The organism is Kitasatospora sp. NPDC059160 (assembly GCF_042755465.1).
Taxonomy (GTDB): domain Bacteria; phylum Actinomycetota; class Actinomycetes; order Streptomycetales; family Streptomycetaceae; genus Kitasatospora.
In genome coordinates this window covers 1-19,100 of record NZ_JBHZCN010000148.1, presented here as the reverse complement: position 1 = coordinate 19,100, position 19,100 = coordinate 1, and the positions used below count along the sequence as shown (strand labels likewise).

Annotated in this window: 15 protein-coding genes and 1 pseudogene; 11 read left to right on the top strand and 5 right to left on the bottom strand. The window is 75.5% G+C overall.

All coding sequences use genetic code 11. From position 1 onward, the window contains the following. The 9 genes and pseudogenes from ACFXOZ_RS38710 to ACFXOZ_RS38670 all read left to right on the top strand — a co-directional run. A pseudogene (locus ACFXOZ_RS38710) lies at positions 1 to 514 on the top strand (hypothetical protein); the annotation flags it as partial. Further along, positions 504 to 2,132, top strand: coding sequence for a CpaF family protein (locus ACFXOZ_RS38705; RefSeq protein ID WP_380594654.1), 1,629 nt, complete (start codon positions 504 to 506; stop codon positions 2,130 to 2,132). The pseudogene ACFXOZ_RS38710 and the gene ACFXOZ_RS38705, both read left to right, overlap by 11 nt. Next, the gene (locus ACFXOZ_RS38700; protein ID WP_375884953.1) at positions 2,129 to 3,091 is read left to right on the top strand and encodes a type II secretion system F family protein; all 963 of its coding nucleotides are present in this window, start codon (positions 2,129 to 2,131) and stop codon (positions 3,089 to 3,091) included. Before ACFXOZ_RS38705 ends, ACFXOZ_RS38700 begins: the two co-directional genes overlap by 4 nt. Then, positions 3,088 to 3,966, top strand: a complete 879-nt coding sequence (locus ACFXOZ_RS38695; RefSeq protein WP_375884955.1) for a hypothetical protein — start codon at positions 3,088 to 3,090, stop codon at positions 3,964 to 3,966. The genes ACFXOZ_RS38700 and ACFXOZ_RS38695 overlap by 4 nt, the downstream gene beginning before the upstream one ends. A gap of 61 nt (positions 3,967 to 4,027) precedes the next feature. Continuing rightward, entirely contained in the window at positions 4,028 to 4,339 is a 312-nt protein-coding gene (locus tag ACFXOZ_RS38690; RefSeq protein ID WP_380594652.1) for a hypothetical protein, read from the top strand. A gap of 47 nt (positions 4,340 to 4,386) precedes the next feature. Beyond that, positions 4,387 to 4,761 carry a TadE/TadG family type IV pilus assembly protein gene (locus ACFXOZ_RS38685; protein ID WP_375884959.1) on the top strand — a complete coding sequence of 125 codons (375 nt, stop codon included), beginning with the start codon at positions 4,387 to 4,389 and terminating at the stop codon, positions 4,759 to 4,761. A 140-nt stretch (positions 4,762 to 4,901) separates the two neighbouring features. After that, on the top strand, positions 4,902 to 5,270 hold the full coding sequence (locus ACFXOZ_RS38680; RefSeq protein ID WP_375884962.1) for a pilus assembly protein: 369 nt from the start codon (positions 4,902 to 4,904) through the stop codon (positions 5,268 to 5,270). Positions 5,271 to 5,419: 149 nt separating this feature from the next. After that, positions 5,420 to 5,902, top strand: a complete 483-nt coding sequence (locus tag ACFXOZ_RS38675) for a hypothetical protein (protein WP_380594650.1) — start codon at positions 5,420 to 5,422, stop codon at positions 5,900 to 5,902. Further along, complete coding sequence (locus ACFXOZ_RS38670; protein WP_380594648.1) at positions 5,902 to 10,020, top strand: LysM peptidoglycan-binding domain-containing protein; 4,119 nt, start codon at positions 5,902 to 5,904, stop codon at positions 10,018 to 10,020. Before ACFXOZ_RS38675 ends, ACFXOZ_RS38670 begins: the two co-directional genes overlap by 1 nt. Positions 10,021 to 10,180: 160 nt before the next feature. On the opposite strand, the gene ACFXOZ_RS38665 is transcribed toward ACFXOZ_RS38670, so the two are convergent. Next, the gene (locus ACFXOZ_RS38665) at positions 10,181 to 10,696 is read right to left on the bottom strand and encodes an HAD domain-containing protein (protein ID WP_380594646.1); all 516 of its coding nucleotides are present in this window, start codon (positions 10,694 to 10,696) and stop codon (positions 10,181 to 10,183) included. 172 nt (positions 10,697 to 10,868) lie between these two features. Between ACFXOZ_RS38665 and ACFXOZ_RS38660 the strand changes: the two genes are divergently transcribed. Continuing rightward, complete coding sequence (locus tag ACFXOZ_RS38660; RefSeq protein WP_380594644.1) at positions 10,869 to 13,052, top strand: hypothetical protein; 2,184 nt, start codon at positions 10,869 to 10,871, stop codon at positions 13,050 to 13,052. A 205-nt stretch (positions 13,053 to 13,257) separates the two neighbouring features. Here ACFXOZ_RS38660 and ACFXOZ_RS38655 read toward each other — a convergent pair whose 3' ends face one another. The 4 genes from ACFXOZ_RS38655 to ACFXOZ_RS38640 all read right to left on the bottom strand — a co-directional run bounded on the left by ACFXOZ_RS38655 (position 13,258) and on the right by ACFXOZ_RS38640 (position 18,230). Further along, the gene (locus ACFXOZ_RS38655; protein ID WP_375884975.1) at positions 13,258 to 14,664 is read right to left on the bottom strand and encodes a S8 family serine peptidase; all 1,407 of its coding nucleotides are present in this window, start codon (positions 14,662 to 14,664) and stop codon (positions 13,258 to 13,260) included. Positions 14,665 to 14,949: 285 nt separating this feature from the next. Further along, a complete protein-coding gene (gene fabG, locus ACFXOZ_RS38650) occupies positions 14,950 to 15,708 on the bottom strand; it encodes a 3-oxoacyl-ACP reductase FabG (protein ID WP_380407496.1) in 759 nt (252 codons plus the stop codon). 82 nt (positions 15,709 to 15,790) lie between these two features. Then, entirely contained in the window at positions 15,791 to 16,990 is a 1,200-nt protein-coding gene (locus tag ACFXOZ_RS38645; protein ID WP_380532782.1) for a thiolase family protein, read from the bottom strand. A gap of 76 nt (positions 16,991 to 17,066) precedes the next feature. Beyond that, entirely contained in the window at positions 17,067 to 18,230 is a 1,164-nt protein-coding gene (locus ACFXOZ_RS38640; RefSeq protein WP_380594656.1) for an acyl-CoA dehydrogenase family protein, read from the bottom strand. A gap of 129 nt (positions 18,231 to 18,359) precedes the next feature. Here ACFXOZ_RS38640 and ACFXOZ_RS38635 point away from each other — a divergent pair, with 129 nt between their 5' ends. Beyond that, positions 18,360 to 19,010, top strand: coding sequence for a TetR/AcrR family transcriptional regulator (locus ACFXOZ_RS38635; protein WP_375884982.1), 651 nt, complete (start codon positions 18,360 to 18,362; stop codon positions 19,008 to 19,010). Positions 19,011 to 19,100: the final 90 nt, after the last annotated feature.

Sequence of the window (19,100 nt, the reverse complement as noted above, 5' to 3'; positions counted from 1 at the left end):
GACAGGGCCCGCGGCGACCGGTACCGCGACCGGCGGGCCGGCCGCGCCGGTGGCGCCGACGCCGGTGCCGCCCGCGCCGACGCCGCCCGCGCCCGTGATGCCCGCGCCGAGCCCGTACGGGCAGACCGGGTACGGGCAGCAGGTGTACCCGGACCGGACGTACCAGGGGCAGGCCCAGCCCGGCCACCCGCAGCCCGGCTACCAGCAGCCCACCCACCCGCAGTCCGGCCACGGCCGGCCCGGGTACGGCCAGGCGGCCCCCGGGCCCGTCCCCGGTGAGGCGGAACCGCCTTCGTACGCCCCGCCGGTGATCGTCACCGGCCCGGTCGCGCCGCTCGCCGGGCTGGCGCCGCAGCCGGCCGCCCCGGCGCCGTTCCCGGCGCACGTCCAGGGGGCCGCCGGGCCGGCCGGCGAGGAGGACGGCCCCTACCAGCTCCAGCAGCCGACCGTGACCGACCGGCGGACCGACGACCGCCACCCCTACGACCCCGGGGAGGTGCTCCGTGCGCGGTAGCCCCCTGCACCAGCACCCGACGGCCGACCCGGCCGCCCTGCCCTGGGCCGCGCCCGTCCCGGCCGCCGCACCGCCGCCGCAGGCGTACCGGCCGGGCCCCGTCGTGCCCCAGCCCGGGCTGCCGCAGTCCGCGACCCAGGGGCCGGCCGTCCCGGGCGGCGGCGCCGCCGCCGGGCCGACCGCCGTGCCCGCCCAGCTGCCCTCGCTGGACGTGCGCGGCAGCGCCACCCGGCCGGCCGTCGACACCCAGGTCGCGCGCGAGCTCAAGCGCCAGGTCGCGGCCGAACTGCACCAGCAGATCACCCGGTTGACCACCACCTCCGGGGCCGAGCCGGACCGGGCCACCCGCCGGCAGCGCGGCCGTGCGCTGATCGAGGAGGCGGTCGCCCGCTGGTCCGACGCGTACGCCCAGACCCACGGCATCCCGCCCACCCGGGAGCAGGACCGCGCCCTCGCCGAGGCCGTCTTCGACCTGCTGTTCCGGGCCGGCCGGCTGCAGCCCTACCTGGACGACCCGGAGATCGAGAACATCCTGGTCAACGGCTGCGACGACGTCTGGGTCTCCAAGGTGCACCAACCCCTGCGCCAGGTACCGCCGGTGGCCGACAGCGACGCCGAACTCGTCGAACTGCTCCAGGACCTGGCCCGCCAGCACGGCGGTGGCGAGCGCAGCCTGTCCACCGCCAGCCCCACCCTCGCCCTGCGCCTGGAGGGCGGCATGCGCCTCCAGGCGCTGACCGAGGTGACGCCCCGCCCGTACGTGGCGATCCGCCGTCACCGGGTGGCCTCCGCGACACTCCCCGAGATGGTCGAACTCGGCACCCTGGACGGGACCTTGGCCGCCTTCCTGGCCGCCGCGATCCGGGCCCGGAAGAACGTGATGATCACCGGCACCCAGGGCGTCGGCAAGACCAGCCTGCTGCGCGCGATGGCCGCCGAGATCCCGCCGGACGAGCGGATCGGCACCCTGGAGTCGGAGTTCGAGCTCTGGCTGCACACCCTCGGCCACCTGCGCCAGGTCGTCCCGATGGAGGCCCGGGAGGGCAACGGTGAGCGCGTCGAGGGCCGCCTGGCCGGGGAGTTGACGATCGGCGACCTCATCCCGGCCGCGCTGCGGATGACCCTCTCCCGGATCATCGTCGGCGAGGTCCGCTCCGGCGAGGTCGTCCCGATGCTGCGGGTGATGACCAACGGCGAGGGCGGCTCGATGTGCACCCTGCACGCCCGCGGCCCGCACATGGTCGTCGACCGCATCGCCGAACTCTGCCTCGAGTACGGCTCGCACATGACCGACGCGCTCGCCTACCGGCTCACCGCCAACGCCCTGGACCTCATCGTGCACGTCTCCATGGTCGACGAGACCGCCGTCGGCGGCCGCCGGCACCGCTTCGTCTCCCACGTCCTGGAGGTCACCGGCCTCGGCGAGAGCGGCCGGCCCGCGCTGAACACCGTGTTCGGCCCCCGGCAGGACCTCGGCGAGCCGCGGGCCGTCCCGCACACCCCGCCGCAGTGCCTGGACGACCTGCGCCGGGCCGGCTTCGACGCCTCGCTGCTCGGCTCCCGGTACGGGAGTTGGGCCGCCCCGCTCCAGCTGCGGATCGGCGGTGGCCCGCGATGATGCTGCTCTTCGCCCTGTGCGGGCTGGCGCTCGCGGGCGGCCTGGTCGCCCTGGTGGTCTGGGCGCGCGGCAGCGAACCCGCCGACGAGGACGAGCCGGCCGGCCGGGACAACCCGCTGGCGGGCCGCGCCCACGTGTTCTGGTACGGCGCCCCCGGCAGCGCCTCGCTGCGGATGGTGCGGCTGCGCCGGATCCAGCTGCCGCTGGCCCTCGTCGGCGCCCCGCTGGCCTGGCTGTTCACCCGCATCCCGCTGACCGCGCTGCTGGTGCCGCTGGCGGTCTTCGGCCTGCCCTGGCTGTTCGACACCACCCGCCCGGACACCCACCGGATCGAGCGGCTGGAGGCGCTCTCCGAGTGGACCCAGCGGATCGCCGACGTGCTGCTGCTCGGGGTCGGCCTCAACCAGGCGATCGTCACCAGCCGCCGCACCGCCCCCGCCGCCCTGGAGGAGGAGATCGGCGAACTGGCCGCCCGGCTGCAGGCCCGCTGGCGGCCCGAGGAGGCGCTGCACGCCTTCGCCGACAGCCTGGCCGACGCCACCGCCGACAAGGTGCTCGCCGCCCTGGTGCTGCGGGCCGGGGACAGCGGCCCGGGGCTGGCCCGGACGCTCTCCGACATGGCCGAGTCGGTGCGCGAGGAGGTCCGCCAGCGCCGCGCCATCGAGGCCGACCGGGCCAAGCACCGCACCACCATCCGCTGGCTGGTCGGCATCATCGTGCTGGTCGTCACGATCGGCTCGTTCAACAGCGAGTACACCCGCCCGTACGGGACCTTCCTCGGCCAGATCGTGCTGGCCGTGGTCGCCGCCCTGTTCGTCGCGATCATCGCCTGGATGCGGGCCCTGGCCGCGCACCCGCCGGTGCCCCGGCTGCTCGCCCCCGACCGGCGCAGCAGGAGCGGGCGCCGGCTGCGCGGGTCCGCGCCGGAGCCGGCCGAGCGGCTCGGGGAGGTCCGGTGATCTCCCCCTGGTCCGTGCTGGCCGGCGCCGTCGCGGCCGGCGGCCTCGCCCTGCTGGTCGCCGAACTGCGCCCCGCGCCACCGGACCTGCGCCAGGCGCTGGACCGGCTGCACCGCACCCCGGCCGACCGCGAACCGGACCCGGACGAACGGCCGCGCTGGTACGACCGGATCGGCGAGCGCTCGCTCACCCTGCGCGGGGTGACGATCCCGCGCCGCGAACTCGCCCTGATCGGCCGCACCCCGGCCCGCTTCATGGTGCACAAGCTGCTGTTCGCCGCGCTCGGCCTGCTGCTGCCCGCCTACCTGGGCGCGATGGCCGTGCTGATGGACGTCGGCCTGCCGTTCGCGCTGCCGCTGGTCGCCGGGCCGCTGCTGGCCGGGCTGCTGTGGTTCGTCCCGGACGGCGTGGTGCGCGGCGAGGCCAAGGAGGCCCGCACCGAGTACCTGCACGGCATCGCCGCCTACCTGGAACTCGTCGCGATGGAGCGGGCCGCCGACTGCGGCCCCGCCGAGGCGCTGCGCCGGGCGGCCTCGGTCGGGCAGGGCGTGGTGTTCCGGCGGATCCGCGACGCGCTGGAGCGCGCGGCCACCGACCGGCTCCCGCCGTGGGCCGGACTGGACGCGCTGGCCGAGGAGTTGGGCCTCACCCCGCTCCAGGACGTGGCCGACATCATGCGGCTGTCCGGCACCGACGGCGCCGCCGTGTACGACACCCTGCGGGCCCGGGCCAAGGGCCTGCGCGGCGAACTGCTCGCCGAGGACCTGGCCCGGGCCAACGCCGACAGCGAGCGGATGGTCGCGCCGGGCGCCGCCCTGACCCTGCTGATGACCGTCCTGATCGTCTTCCCCGCACTCCACCAGATGCTCAACTGACCTTCCCGTGACGTTCCCGACCGAGCAGCTGACACCACACACCACACCCCGGGAGACCCCGATGACCGTACGACTCGCCCAGCTGGCAGGCCGGGTGCTGCGGCCCGTCCTGCGGCCCGTCCTGCTGCCCGTGCAGTTCGCCCTGCTGCTGTTCACGCTGCGGACGGGCCGGCTGCGGGCCGCCCGGGCACGCGGCGACCGCGGCGCCATCAGCATCGAACTCGCCCTCGCCATCATCGCGTTGGTGTTCGTCGCCGGGGCCGTCGCGACCGCGCTGTACCTGTTGAAGGACAAGGTGGTCACCAGGGTCGAGCAGGACCCGAACCTGCCCGGCGGTGGCGCCGCGGGCGGCGCGGGGGGCGCCACCAAGTGATCCGGGTCCGTCGTCGTCCGCTCCGCCGTCGGGGCGACCGGGGATCGATGAGCATCAGTCTGGCCATCGTCTTCCCGGTCGTCCTGCTGCTCCTGCTGCTGGTCGTCCAGGCCGCGTTGATCTGGTACGACCGGCAGGTCGCGCTCACCGCCGCCCGGGAGGGCGTGGACGCCGGCCGGGTGCAGGGCAACGCGACGGCGTCGGCGGCGACCGAGGCCGCCGCGCGGCAGGCCCGGGACTTCCTGGACCGGCAGGGCGTGCACGCGTACCAGGTGGGGACGGACGGCAGTTCGGACGACACCATCAAGGTGACCGTGGAGCTGACGCCGCCGCTGCTGATCCCCGGGCTCACCGGGCCCACCGTCCGGCAGTTCGCCGAGGCGCCGCGCGAGCGCTTCGTCCCCCCGGTGGTGAAGCCGTGAGGCGGTCGGCGCGGGCCGGTGCCGACCGGTCGGGACGGCCGGGGCGGGCGGCGCGGCCGGGGTGGCGCGGGCGGCTGCGGAGGCCGAGGCGGCCGGACCGGGGCGGGATCGCGATCGAGGCCGCGATCGTGGTACCCGGCGTGGTCGGACTGGTGCTGCTCGCGATCGCCGCCGGGCGGGTGCAGACCGCGGCCGGCACGGTCGAGGCCGCGGCCCGGGTCGGGGCCCGGACCGGCTCGCTCCAGCGCAGCGTCGCCGGGGTGGACGGGCCCGCCAAGGAATCCGCGCTCGCGACGCTGCGCCAGCAGGGCGTGTCCTGCCGCACCTCGGACGTCCAGGTGTCCGAGGCGCCGATGGACCTGCCGGGCGGCCGGGTGGTGGCCGTGACGGTCACCGTGACCTGCGACGTCGAACTCGCCGACCTGCTCGGCGGACCGTCCGGGCTGCCCGTGACGAAGCACCTCGTCGGGGAGTTCACCTCGGTGATGGACCGCTACCGCGGCACATGACGACGGCAGGCGGCGGCGCGCGGGCCGCAACGGGCGCGGCCGGGGGATTGGGGACGGCCCGCGCGGGGGAGACGCAAGCGGAGAGCGCTCGGGGGATGACGCAACGACACCGAGGGGCGCCCGGTGGGGAGCCGGTGGGGAGACACCGTGTGGATCGGGGGGAGAGGGTGCGGGTGCTGAGCGGGCTGCGGGACCGCCGACGGCGTACGGCCGGGCGGCGGTCCGACCGGGGCGCGGTCGCCCTCTTCGTGGCGATCTGCGCCGCCTACCTGGTGCTCGTCATCGCGTTGGTGATCGACGCGGGCGGCCGCCTGCGGGTCGCCGAACGCACCGACGCCTACGCCCAGGAGGCCGCGCGGGTCGGCGGCCAGCAGCTCGACCGGGCGGACGTGTTGCAGGGGAAGGGCTTCAAGGTCCGCCAGGACTACGTCCGGCAGGCCGCCGGGATCTACCTCGACCGGTACGGCCTGAAGGTGGACGAGGTCGTCTTCTCCGACGACGACAGGGTCGTCACCGTCACCGTGCGGGCCGACTACCGGCCGGTCCTGCTGGGCGCCCTCGGGGAGCGGAAGGTAACGGGCAAGGGCAGTGCGACCCTCGTCCACGGAGTCGAGAAAGCGGAGACCCACTGATGGCCGCGCCACGTGCCAAGGACCAGGCCCGTACCGCCCAGGCCCGTACGGTTGGGGCCGGCACCGGCCCGGGCGGAACCGGGAACGGCGGAACCCGGAAGGGCGGCAAGCCGACGGTGAGGGGGCACGCCCGCCCCGGGCGCCGCCGACCCGGCCGCGGCGGCGCGGTGCTCGCCGCGCTCGCCGCCCTGGTCACCCTGCTCGCCCTGCTGTTCGGCGTGCCCGCCCTGCTGCTGTACGGCACCCGGGCGGTCGCCTCGATGGGCGAGGTCGCCTCCGGCGGGGTGGGCGAGGCGCTCACCAGTCCGGACGACGGGCGGCTGTTCCTCTGGCTGCTGGTGGTGGTCGGCTGGCTGGCCTGGGCGTGCTTCGCGCTCTCCGTCCTGCTGGAGGTCCCCGCCCAGCTGCGCGGCCGGATCGCCCGCCGGATCCCGGCCTTCGGCTGGAGCCAGCGGATGGCGGCCGGGCTGGTCGGCTCGGTGCTGGCACTGCTGCCGGTGGCCGGTTCGGCCTTCGCCGCGGTGCCCGAACTCACCCAGGGCCCGTCCGCCCAGGCGCAGTTGACCCCGGGCGTGCACCGGGCCGCACTGCCCGCCGCGCAACCCGCCGCGGCGCCCGTCCAGTCGGCGGACCAGCAGCCCACCTACACCGTGCGGGACAGCCGCCCGGCCGACAGCCTGTGGTCCATCGCGGAGCGCCAACTGGGCTCCGGGGAGCGCTGGGTGGAGATCGCCAAGCTCAACGAAGGCCGGGTGATGGGCGATTCGGGCACCCGCTTCGACGCGGAGCGGCCGATCCAGCCCGGCTGGCAGCTGCTGATGCCGACGGACGCCAAGCCGGACGAGGCGAAGGCCCCGGCGCCCGCCCAGTCCTCCGGGCCGGCCCAGGCCCCTTCGGCCGGTGACTCCTCGCCCGGTGACTCCTCGGCCTCGGCCACGGCCGCCGCGGCGCAGGTGCCACAGGCCGGGACGGAGCCGGAGGCGGGCGGGCAGAAGACGGTGACCGTCCGGTCCGGGGACAGCCTGTCGGCCATCGCCCAGCGGGAGCTGGGGGACGCCGAGGCCTGGCCGAAGCTGTTCGAGGCCAACAAGGGTGTCCAGGCGCCGGACGGGGAACGGCTGACCGACCCGGACGTGCTGGAGCCGGGGATGGTGCTCACCGTGCCCGGAGCGGCCGCACCGGCGCCCGGGCAGACGCCCGCGCCCGCGTCCACGCCTGCACCAGCGCCTGCGGGTTCCGGTTCCGGGGCCGGGGCCGGGGCCGGAGCGGGAGCCGGGCAGACGCCCGCCCCCGCCGCCACGCCTCAGCCCGCGCCGGCCACCCAGTCCCCGGCGCCGACCCACGCCCCCGACCGCGCGCCCGCACCCGCTCCCGCCGCGCACGCCTCCCCGGCACCCAGCGACGACTACAGCGTCGCCCTCGCCGCGTCCACCGTGGGCGTGCTGCTCGCCGCCGTCATGGTCGGCACCGTCGCCTACAAGCGCGGCACCCAGCAGCGCGGCCGCCGCCCCGGCCACCGCATCGCGATGCCCGAGGCCGAGGCCGCCGCCTTCGAGAACGAACTGATGGTCCGCCAGGACCAGGCCGGCCTGGAGCTGCTCGACCGCTCCCTGCGGACCCTGGCCCGCCACACCACCCGCGGCGGCAAGCGGCTGCCCGCGATCGTGGCGGCCCGGATCACCCCCGACCACACCATCGAGCTGCACCTGTCCGGCCCGGCCACCCCGATCGCGCCGTTCCGCGCCGCGCACGCCGCCAACGTCTGGTGGTGCAGCGAGGAGTCCTCCGACCTGCTGAGCCCGGCCCAGGCCCGCAAGACGCCCGCGCCCTACCCCGCGCTGGTCACCCTCGGCACCTCGCCCGACGGCTCGGTGGTCCTCGCCGACCTGGAGGCCGTCCGGCTGCTCCACCTGTCCGGGCACCCCGACGACGCCCGCGCCGTGCTGCGCACCCTCGCCATCGAGCTCGCCCACAGCCCGCTGGCCGACCGGCTCCACCTGCACCTGGTGGACCTCGCCGAGGAGGTGCCGATCACCGGACCGGCCGCCGAGCGGGTCCACCGCCACCCCACCCTGGAGGCGGCGCTCGCCGCGCTCGGCCCGCGCACCGCCAAGGCCCGCGCCACCCTGGTCGCGGCCGAGGCCACCAGCCCGCGCGAAGCCCGCAGCCGGGGCCAGGCGGACGAGTCCTGGGTGCCGGAGATCGTGCTCTGCGCCCAGCAGCCCGGCGGGGACACCCCGGCCGAGCTCGGCCGCCTGCTGGACGCCCGCCCGCGCACCTGCGTCGCCGTCATCACCCGGGCCCCCGAGCGCGGCACCGGACCGGTCGCCCGCTGGACCCTGCCGACCACCGGCCAGGCCGCCGTCCCCGGCCTGCACCTGAGCGTCGAACTCCAGCGGCTGGACGACCACCAGTACGACCAGGTCGCCGAACTGCTCCGGGCCGCCGACGACACCACCCAGCACCCGGCACCCGCGTGGACCCTGGACGGTCCCGGCCTCGACCCGGACGAGGACACCGACACCACCGAACTCCCGCTCGCCGTACCGGTGCTGGCCGCCGTCGGCGCCCCGGGGGCGGCGGCCGAGGAGGACGCGGGGGAGGCGGCCGGGCCCCGGCTGCTGACCCGGGTCATCGGGACCGGCGCCAGCCCGTTCGCCGGGACCGACCCGGTCGCGCCCGCTCCTGCGACCGCGCCCGCCGCCGTCCCTGCTCCCACGCCGCCCGGTCCGGCGCGCTTCGCCGTCAACGGGCAGGGGCGGCAGGCGGCCACCGGGACGGAGCAGCCCGCCGACGAGGCCACCCGCGACCTGCGGCTGCCGGGCGGGCCGGGGGAGTCCGGGGAGTCCGCAGAATCCCCGGAATTCGCGGAGCCCGCCGAGGCGCCGGTCGGGCCCGCCGGGCCCGCCGGGCCTGCGGAGTCGACGGCGGTGGACGGCCCGGCCGAGGCCTCGGTGCCGGTGCTCCCCGTCCAGCCGGTGCGGCCCGTGGCCCCGCAGGCGCCCGTCGTGCCCGCTGCGCCCGTCGTGCCTGCCTCGCCCGCCTCGCCCGCGTCACCCGCCGAGCCGGTGCCGACGCACCAGAGCGCGCCCGCGCCCACCGGCGTCGACCCGCGCGTCCCGGCCCGGCCGGAACCCGGCGTCGGTCCCGCCCCCGCCCCCAGGGTCGTCCCCGGGGCCGCCCCCGGCCCCGAGGGTGGTCCTGGCCGCGGCCGAGAGGGCGGCTCCGCCGGTACGGCGCCGGCCACGGTCGAGCCCGGCCCGGCCGCCGTCGCGCCCGTCGCCCGGACCACGTCCGGCCGCAGCGACAGCGACGACCTGCTCGCCATCCTGCGCTCCCCGGAGGCGCACACCCCGCGCAACGCCCCCCGGATCCGGCTGCTCGGCCCGGTCGACGTGGCGGGCACCCCCGGCGCCGTCGAACCCGGGGCGCTGCCCCGGCTCACCGAACTCGCCGTCTACCTCGCGCTGCGGCCGGGCGCCGACCACCACGCGCTCGACCACGACCTGCACCCGGGCGCCGCCCACCTCGACCCGCACCCCACCGCGGCCGACGCCAGGAGCCCGCTGCCGGCCAAACTCGCCGACCTGGCGGCCTGGTTCGGCAGCACGCCGGACGGCCGTGCCCACCTGCCCACCGACACCACCGAGGGCTACTCCTTCGCCCCCGTCGTCACCTGCGACTGGGACGAGTTCCGCAGCCTCTACCGGCGCGGCATGCGCAGCACCAGTGCCACCGCCGACGCCGCCCTCGCCCACGCCCTGGCGCTGGTCCGCGGTGCCCCGTTCGCCGAGGCGCCGCCGGCCTCCTACGGCTGGGCCGAGGCCGAGCGCCAGGACATGATCGCCGCGATCGTGGACACCGCCCACGAACTCGCCGCCCGCCGCCTCCAGTACGGCGACCACCGCAGCGCCGAGGCCGCCGTCTTCCGCGGCCTCGCCGTCGCCCCGGACGTCGAACTCCTGCACCGGGACCTCTTCTACGCCTACGCGTCGGCCGGCGCGCGGGACCAGCTGCTGCGCGCGGTCAACCGCCTCGACGCACTGAGCCGCCGCACCGGCCGGGACCTGGACGCCGACACGGTCGCCCTGCTGCGGGACCTGCTCGCCGGGTCCTGAGCCGCTGGTCCTGAGTCGACGGTTCCTGAGCCGCTGGTCCTGAGTCGACGGTTCCCGAGCAGGCGAGGCCGCCCGGATGTCCGACCGGCCGTACCCGATCCACCGGGTCCGGCCGGTCGGTGTCGGTCGTGGCGGGGGCGTGCGGTCAGGCGGAGCGCGGTCAGGTGGCGTGCAGCCAGGTGTCGACGGTGGTGAAGTCGGCCTCGGTGAGGCCGACTCGGGGGTCGACGCGGTGGAGCAGCGCGGCGCCCGGGGAGTTGGCCTCGACCCAGCGCCGGTCGGCCGGGGTGATCTCGTCGTCCACCCAGACGAACCGGCGTCCGGCCGCCCAGGCGACCAAGGTGCTCGTCTTCCAGTGCAGTTGGGCGTGCAGGGTGCTGCCGTCACCCGGCAGGTCGGTGTCCGGCCAGTCCACGTGCGGCAGCCGGGGCAGACCCAGCCGGGGCGCGAGGCAGGCGTTTGCGTCCGTCAACCAGGTGGTGGACCAGACCAGTTGGCAGGGCAGGGCGAGCAGTCGGGGCCCGAGCCCCGGGTCGACCCGGGCCACCAGCGGGTTGCCGGACGGGCCCGCGCCCGGGCCCGGGTAGGTGGGGTAGCCGCCGGGCGGCGGGGCGCCGAAGGGGATCAGGGGCCCGTCGACGTCGAGGAACAGCAGGGGGAGCCCCGGATCGGTCATGACGGCACGATAGTGGCCGGTGCCCGCGCCGTGGCACGCCGATCGGCCACCCGGCCTGGCTCGGGTGTGCCGGGATCTCGTAGGGTGGCGCGCACGGGACGTGGTGGCTGGCACCACGAAGGCAAGGGCATCAGACGCCGCGGACGCGGCGGGGCGGGGCGGTGACCAGAAGATGGCGGAGACGACTGCTGTTTCCGGAGGTCCCGAGCCGTCTGCGGACTCGGGCCCCTGGGACGCCGTACCGCCGCAGCCCGCAGGGCGGCCCGAGGAGCACCCGCCCGGACCCGCCGCACTGTACGAGCCGCCGCCCGCGCCCCCGCTGCCGCCCGCGGCGTTCACCGCCCCGGTGCCGCCCGCGCCGCCGGTCGCGCCCACCGGATGGACCCTCACCGGCCTGCCCGCCGCGGGGGCCCAGCCCCAGGTTCAGCCCCAGGCACCGGCGCCGTCCGCGGCTGCGGTGCCGGCGGCTCCGGCGGCCCCGTCGGCCCCGGGTGGGCTCGGTGCGGCGCCGCGCGGCCGGATCCTGGTGATCGAGGGCGGTTACGGCAACTCCGGCCGCCGCACCTGGGGCCGGGGCGGTCCCGCCCAGGCACCGGTGCTGTCCGCGATGCTCGCGGCCGTGTCGCCGCAGGTGCTGCTCGCCGCGGACGCGGTGGACGCCGTCCACCTCCCCGGCGCCAGCGATCCGCACACCGTCCTCGCCCACCTGCGCGCCGCCTCCCGCCACCCGGGCCCGCTGCTGGTCCACCTGGGCGGGCACGTGGTGGCCGACAAGCGCGGCGGGCAGCTCCAGCTCACCCTGCGCGACGCCAGGCAGGACGGCCTGCCCTGGCAGGCGATCGCCGCCGAACTGAGCCACCGTCCGGCCGAGTGGCAGACCCTGGTCATCGCCGACCTGAGCGCCGACCAGAACGCCTGGCCCTACCTCCAGGGCACCGTCTCGCCGCTCACCGAGGGCATCCCGCTGTGGGCGGTCGTCAGCCCGGACCCGGAGCAGATCGGCACCTTCACCCGCGCCCTGATCGAGGCGCTGCACGGCGGCCGTCCGGGCGCGGGCGAGGTGCTCGCCCCCGAGCAGCTGCGCCAGCAGGTGTACTCGGTGCTGCGGCCGGACGTGGTCATCCTGGCCACCCACACCCCGGACCGCCCGGTCTTCCGCAACACCGCCCGCCGGGGCGAGGCCCCGGTGGCGGACGTCGTGCTGCCGCTGCCGGAGGCGCTGCCCGTCGCGGACGCGGTGCCGTCCGAACTGCCGCTACCGCTGCCCGCCGTGGCACCGCTGCCGCTGCCGCGGCAGGCGGAGCCGCAGGACGCCGTGGCCGGGCGGGCACCGGTGGCGCCCGCCCCACTGCCCGTCACGCCCGTCGGCGGGCCGGTGAGCCTGGTCAAGCCCGGAGTGCCGCCGACCCCGCCCCGTCCGTCCCGCCCGGTCAGCCTGCGCAAGGCGGGCGAGCAGCCCGCTGACACGGCTTCGGGGGTGAGCCTGCACAAGCCCGCCGGGGCGGCGGTCACGGCCACGGCCACGGCCGCGGCCGATGCCGCGTCGTCGGCGGAGGAGGCCTCGGCGGCGGGCGTCACGCTGCGCAAGGCCCGACCGGAGGCTGCGGAGTTGGTCGAGACAGCCGGAACCGCCGTTGGTGCCACGGGGGTTGGCGAGCCCACCGAGACAGTCGAGCCGGTCGAGGAGCCCCGGGACGCCGTCCCGGACGAGACCGGTCCGACGGCCGAGGCCCCGCAGGACGCGGTGCCGACCGATGCCGTCCCGGCCGACGTCGCCCCGACGGACGTGGAACCGGCCGCCGAGGTTCCGGCCGCCGAGGTTCCGACCGATGCGGTGCCGGCTGCCGAGGCACCGGCCGACCAGCCGCCCGCCCCGGCCGAGGCACCGGCCGCCAACGCGCCGCGCGAGGACTACCGCGAGGTGATCGGACGGATCGTCCGCAGTGCCGACGCCGGGGACCACGCCGCCGCCACCGACCTCGCCTTCGCCCTCGAACTGGAGGCGATCGCCGAGCACGGGGCCGTCTCCGAGCCGGTCCTCCAGGTGCGCCAGGTGCGCGCCCACGTGTGCCGGCTCGCCGGCCGGACCGCGGAGGCGGCCGGCATCTACCGCGAGGTCGCCCTGACGCTGCTCCGCTCGCAGGGCGCCGACCACCAGGAGACCCAGCGGGCGGCCACCAACGCCGAGGCCTGCTGGCGTTCGATCGCCGACCGGGCGGAGGCGATCCGGATCGCCCCGGAGATCATCGAGCTGCGGGCCTTCCTCCCGGGCCCGGACAACCGCAAGCTCCGTGCAGCCGAGCGCTACCTGGCCCAACTCGCCGCCGCTGCACCGGTGGTGGCCGACCAGGGCTGACGGTCGGGCCGGTCGCCCTCGTCCACCCTCGGCGGGCCGCCGAGGGGGGACGGCAGGCCGCGAACACCGAACAGCGAACAGAAGACAGGTAACAGATAACAGAAAACAGCGAACGGATAACAGATGTTGAAATCTGTTATCCGTTCGCTGTTACTTGTCAGCTGTCAGGCTCCGCGTCCTGACCGACTGCTTACTGCCTCACCGCTTACTGCTCGTTGCCCTGGCTGTTGTCGTCGAACTGCACGTCGCCCGCGATCGCGTGGACGAACTTGGCGCCGTCGATGGTGCCGAGGCCGCTCGCGAGGTCGTAGCCCTCGACGGCGTTGTAGCCGGTGACGCCGCCCCAGCCGTTGTCGCCGTCCTTGACGTCGACGATGCCGCTCCACTTGCTCGGCAGCAGGCTCAGGCCGTACAGGCTCGGGTTGAGCTGGCCGAGGCGGTGGCCGGCGAGCTGGTCGGCCAGTGCGACGATGCCCGAGAACAGCGGGGTGGCCTCGCTGGTGCCGCCGGTGAGGTGCCAGCCGACCGCGGTCGGGTCGTAGGACTCGTAGGTCCAGGCGGCGCCGTCGACGGCGGCGCTCATGCTGATGTCCGGGGTGCCGCGGTGGTTGCCGGTGACGTCGGAGACGCCGGCCTGGTACCACGGGCGGGAGAAGATGCCGGACACGCCGCCGCCGCCGGCGCCGGACTTGTCGTGCCACACCTTGTCGGCCGCGGTGCGCTTGCCGTTGTCGTCCAGGGTCAGCTGGGTGCCGCCGATGGAGGTGACCAGCGGGTCCGAGGACGGCCAGGAGTTGACCTTGAACGGGTACAGGTCGGTGCCGTTGGTCTGCGAGTCGGTGGCGCCGTTGTCGCCGGAGGCGGCGAGCACCGTGACGTTGCGGTCGGCGGCGGCCTTGAAGGCGTAGCGCAGGTCGGTCAGCGACTTGAAGTCGCCCTTGTCGTAGCCCGGGAAGGTGTTCTCGGTGGCGCCGAAGCTCTGCGAGATGACGTCGCCGACGCCCTTCTTGATCAGGTCCTTCTCGGCGTCCATCATCTCGGGCAGGCCGGTGGTGCCCTCGGTCTCGGCGACGCCGGTCTCGACCAGGACGATGTGGGCGTCGGGGGCCATCGCGTGTGCGTACTCGACGTCCAGGGTGGTCTCGCCGGCCCAGCCGGTGTGGTCGGGGTTCTTCGGGTCGAAGACGGGGACGTTGCCCCACTTCCGCACCTCGACCTGGGTGTCCTTGATGCCCCACTGCTTGTCGAAGACCTCCAGGTCGTGCTGGATGGTCGGCGAGCCGAAGGAGTCGACGATGACGATGGTCCGGCCCTTGCCGGTGATGCCGTCCTTGTACAGCGGGGCCAGGTTGTAGGCCGCCTGGTACTGGACCGGCGAGTAGCAGTGGATGCCGATCTGGCTGACGCACTGGGTGGTGCTCAGCGGCGCCGGGCGGGTGGTGGCGAGGTGGTGGCCGAAGGAGGCCGGGCGGACGTGGACGCCCGAGAGGTCGTGCGCGGGGGCGGCGGTCGCGGCGCCGACGGCCGGAACGGCGACGGTGCCGGCGGTGAGGGCGGTGGCCCCCACGGCGAGCAGAGCCAGGGCACGGCGGAGGGAGGCGGGGCTGCCCATGGGACTCCTTGGGACGCAGAGGGCCCGACCAGGTCCGGTCGGGTCGGTTCGGACATCCCATCGAGTGCCGCATGATCATGCCATAGTCATTTGGTGGGGTCGATTGACCAGGCACATGGTCATGATCGGCCACGCGAAAGGGTAAAGGCCGTCCCAGGGAAAAGTAACCGTGCACCTGGGACGGCCATGTGAGGGCGCGTCAGCAATATTCACTGAATGTCAACCGTATCCACCCAGCACCCACCCACTTCGCTCACGGGTGCGGGAGAGCCGCCCCGGCCGGAGCTACCGGGCCCCACCGTTGACGTACAGTGTCTGCCCGCTCACGTACGAGGCCTCCTCGCTCGCCAGGAAGGCCACCACCGAGGCGACCTCCTCCGGCTGCCCGACCCGCCGCAGCGGCGTGCGGGAGGCCACCTCGGTCTGGTGGTCCTCGGCGGTGGCGCCGACCCGCTCGGCGGTGGCGGCCGTCATCGGGGTGGCGATGTAGCCGGGGGCGACGGCGTTGACGTTGATGTTGAACGGGCCCAGCTCGATCGCCAGGGTCGCGGTGAGCCCCTGGATCCCGGCCTTGGCGGCCGCGTAGTTGGCCTGGCCCCGGTTGCCGAGCGCGGAGCGCGAGCTGAGCGAGACGATCTTCCCGTACTTCTGCGCGACCATGTACTTCTGCGCCACGTGGCTGCAGTTGTACGCGCTGGTCAGGTTGACCGTCAGGACGGTGTCCCAGTCGGCCTTGGGCATCTTGAAGAACAGGTTGTCCCGGGTGATCCCGGCGTTGTTGACCAGGATGTGCAGTCCGCCGAGCTCCTCGGCGACCCGGGCGAAGACCTCGTCGACGGCGTCGTAGTCGGCCACGTCGCAGCCGTAGGCCCGGGCGGTGCCGCCCTTGGCGGTGATCTCGGCGACCGTCCCGGCCGCCCGCTCGGCGGTCAGGTCGACCACCGCGACGGTCGCGCCCTCCTCCGCCAGCCGACGGGCGGTGGCCGCGCCGATGCCCTGCGCCGCGCCGGTCACCACGGCGACCTTCCCCGCGAACCGTGCCATGTCCGTTCCTCCGCTCACTGGATGCTCCCGCTCACTCGAACCCCGCTCACTCGAAACCCCGCTCAACCTGTCCCGACCCGTCTCAGGCGTTCTCGACCAGCACGGCCGTACCCTGCCCCACGCCCACGCACATCGTGGCCAGGCCGCGCCGGGCGCCGGTGCGGCGCATGCGGTGCAGCAGGGTGGTGAGGATGCGGGCGCCGGAGCCGCCCAGCGGGTGGCCGAGGGCGATCGCCCCGCCGCTGGGGTTGACCACCTCGTCGGCCCGCTCCGGATCGAACCCGATGCCGTCGGCGGAGGCCAGTGCCTGGGCGGCGAAGGCCTCGTTCAGCTCGGCGGTGTCCAGGTCGGCGAGGTCCCATCCGGCCCGGCCGAGCACCTTGGCGGTGGCGGGCACCGGGCCGATGCCCATCACGTCGGGGTGCACCCCGGCCGAGGCCCCGGCCACGTACCGGCCGAGCGGCTGCAGTCCGAGGTCGCGCAGCGCCTCCTCGCTGACCAGGACGAGCCCGGCCGCGCCGTCGTTCATCGGTGAGGCGTTCCCGGCCGTGACGGTGCCGCCCGGGCGGAAGGCCGGCTTGAGGCGGGCGAGCTTGTCGAGGCTGGTGTCCTCGCGGATGCCCTCGTCCTGGCTCACCGTCACCCCGTCGGGGCGCTCGACCGGGATCAGCTCGGCGTCGAAGTGCCCGTCCTTGCGGGCGGCGGCGGCCCGCTGGTGGCTGCGCAGCGCGAAGGCGTCCTGGCGCTCGCGCCCGATGCCGTACCGGCCGGCCACCTCCTCGGCGGTCTCGCCCATGCTGAGCACGCCGTGCAGTTCGGCCATCCGGGGGTTGGTGAGCCGCCAGCCGAGCCGGGTGTCGTAGGTCTCGATCCGGTGCGGCAGCGCCTCGTCGGGGCGCGGCAGGATGAACGGCGCGCGGGTCATCGACTCGCAGCCGCCCGCCAGCACCACGTCGGCCTCGCCGGAGCCGATCGCCCGGGCGGCGAGGGTGACGGCCTCCAGGCCGGAGGCGCAGAGCCGGTTGACGGTGGCGCCGGGGACGGTCTCCGGCAGGCCGGCCAGCAGGACGGCCATCCGGGCGGCGTTGCGGTTGTCCTCGCCGGCCTGGTTGGCGGCGCCCCAGTAGACGTCGTCGATCCGGGCCGGGTCGAGGGCGGGTACGTCGGCGAGCAGGGCGCGCAGCACGGTGGCCGAGAGGTCGTCCGGACGGACCGTGGCGAGCGCTCCGCGCAGCCGGCCGATGGGTGTGCGGCGGGCTGCGGCGAAGTAGACGGGTCGCACGTCGTGCTCCTTGTCGAGGGGTGGCGGGTCGCGGAGTGGCGGGTCGGAGAGTGGTGGGGCGGAACGCGGTGGCCGGTCAGAAGGCGTTGACGCCGGTCAGGGCGCGTCCGATGAGCAGTTGGTGGATCTGGCTGGTGCCCTCGTAGAGGGTCATCACCCGCGCGTCGCGCAGGTACTTGCCGACCGGGTACTCGTCGATGAAGCCGTAGCCGCCGAACACCTGGAGCGCGTTGTTGGCGGCCCGGACGGCGGCCTCGCTCGCGAAGAGCTTGGCGACGGAGGACTCGGTGGCGAACGGGAGGCCGCGGTCGATGTGGTCGGCGACCTTCCAGGTGAGCAGCCGGGCCGCCTCGACGTCGACCGCGATGCCGGCCAGCAGTTCCTGGACGAGCTGGTGCGCGGCGATCGGCTTGCCGAACTGCTCGCGCTCGCCCGCGTAGCGGACGGCGGCCTCCAGGCAGGCCCGGGCGATGCCGACGCAGCCGGCCGCGACCGACATCCGGCCCTTGGCCAGGGCCGCCATCGCGACCGTGAAGCCCTTGCCGACCTCGCCGAGCCGGGCGCTGTCGGGCACCCGGACGCCGTCCAGGTCGAGTCCGGCCGTGGCCTGGCCACGCAGGCCGAGCTTGCCGTGGATCTCGGTGCGGCCGAAGCCGGGCAGGCCGGTGGGGACGAGGAAGGCGGTGATGCCCCGGTGGCCCTGCCGCTCGGGGTGGTCGCCGCCGGTGCGGGCGAAGACCAGGGCGACGTCGGCCCAGGTGCCGTTGGTGATGAAGGTCTTGGCGCCGCTGATCAGCCAGTGGTCGCCGTCGCGTACGGCCCGGGTGGTGAGGTGGGCGGCGTCCGATCCGGTGCCGGGTTCGGTGAGGGCGAAGCAGGCCAGGGCCTCGCCCGAGGTGAGCCGGGGCAGCCAGTGCCGCTTCTGCTCCTCGGTGCCGAAGGCGTTGATCGACTTGCCGACCAGGCCGAGCGAGACCGAGACGATCCCGCGCACGGCCGAGTCGCCGCGCCCGAGCTCCTCCAGGACCAGGCAGTAGGCGAGGTGGTCGCCGCCGCTGCCGCCGTACTCCTCGGGGATGGTCAGGCCGAGGAAGCCGACCTTCCCGAGCTTGCCGATGATCGCGCGGTCCACCTGTTCGGCGCGGTCCCACTCGGCGGCGTACGGCACGATCTCGCGGTCGGTGAACGAGGCGGCCAGCTCGCGGACGGCGGCCTGCTCCTCGGACAACTCCAGGTTCACGACGGTGCCCACCTCGTTAAACTAGCGCTGCAAGTTTTACGTGTGGACTGTAGACCCCACCCGCCCGCGCTGGGAAGGGGCACCTGCCAGAATCGGTCCCCACCCCACCCGACCGGAGGTAGCGACCCGATGGCTCGCCCGCGCACCCCGCTGCTCAGCCGTGAGCGCATCGTCACGGCCGCCCTGCGGCTGATCGACGACGAGGGTCTGGAGGCGCTCTCCACCCGCCGCCTCGCGGCCGGGCTGTCGGTCAGCGGGCCCTCGCTCTACAACCACTTCGCCACCAAGGACGACCTGCTGGACGCGGTGGTGGACAGCGTGATCGGCGAGGTCGACCTGTCGATGTTCGACGACCGGGCCACCCCCTGGCCGGAGGCGCTGCGCGCCTGGGCCCGCTCCTACCGCGCCGCGCTGGCCGCCCACCCCAACATCGTCCCGGTGCTCGCCCAGGGGCCGGGGCGGCGGCCCAACGCGCTGCGGCTGGCCGACGCCGTGTTCGGCCACCTGGTCGGATCCGGGTGGCCGCGCGGCCAGGCCACCCGGATCGGCGCGCTGATGCGCTACTTCGTCACCGGCTCCGCGCTGGCCTCCTTCGCGGCCGGCTTCCCGGCGGACGCCGAGGTGTACGACGCGGCCGACTACCCGCACCTCGGCGAGGCCCACCGGCTCGCGGGGCACCGGGGGTCGGTCGACGAGGGCGCCTTCGAGACCGGCCTGGAGGCGCTGCTGGACGGGCTCGTGCTGCGCTTCGAGCGCCTGGCCGTACGGGCGCCCTCCTAGGGCCTGTCCGGCGGATCTTGCCAGGCGCGCGACGCCGGGCATCCCGCCTGGACGCACGCCCGAATCGCCCAAGTACGTCCAGTACGAGGC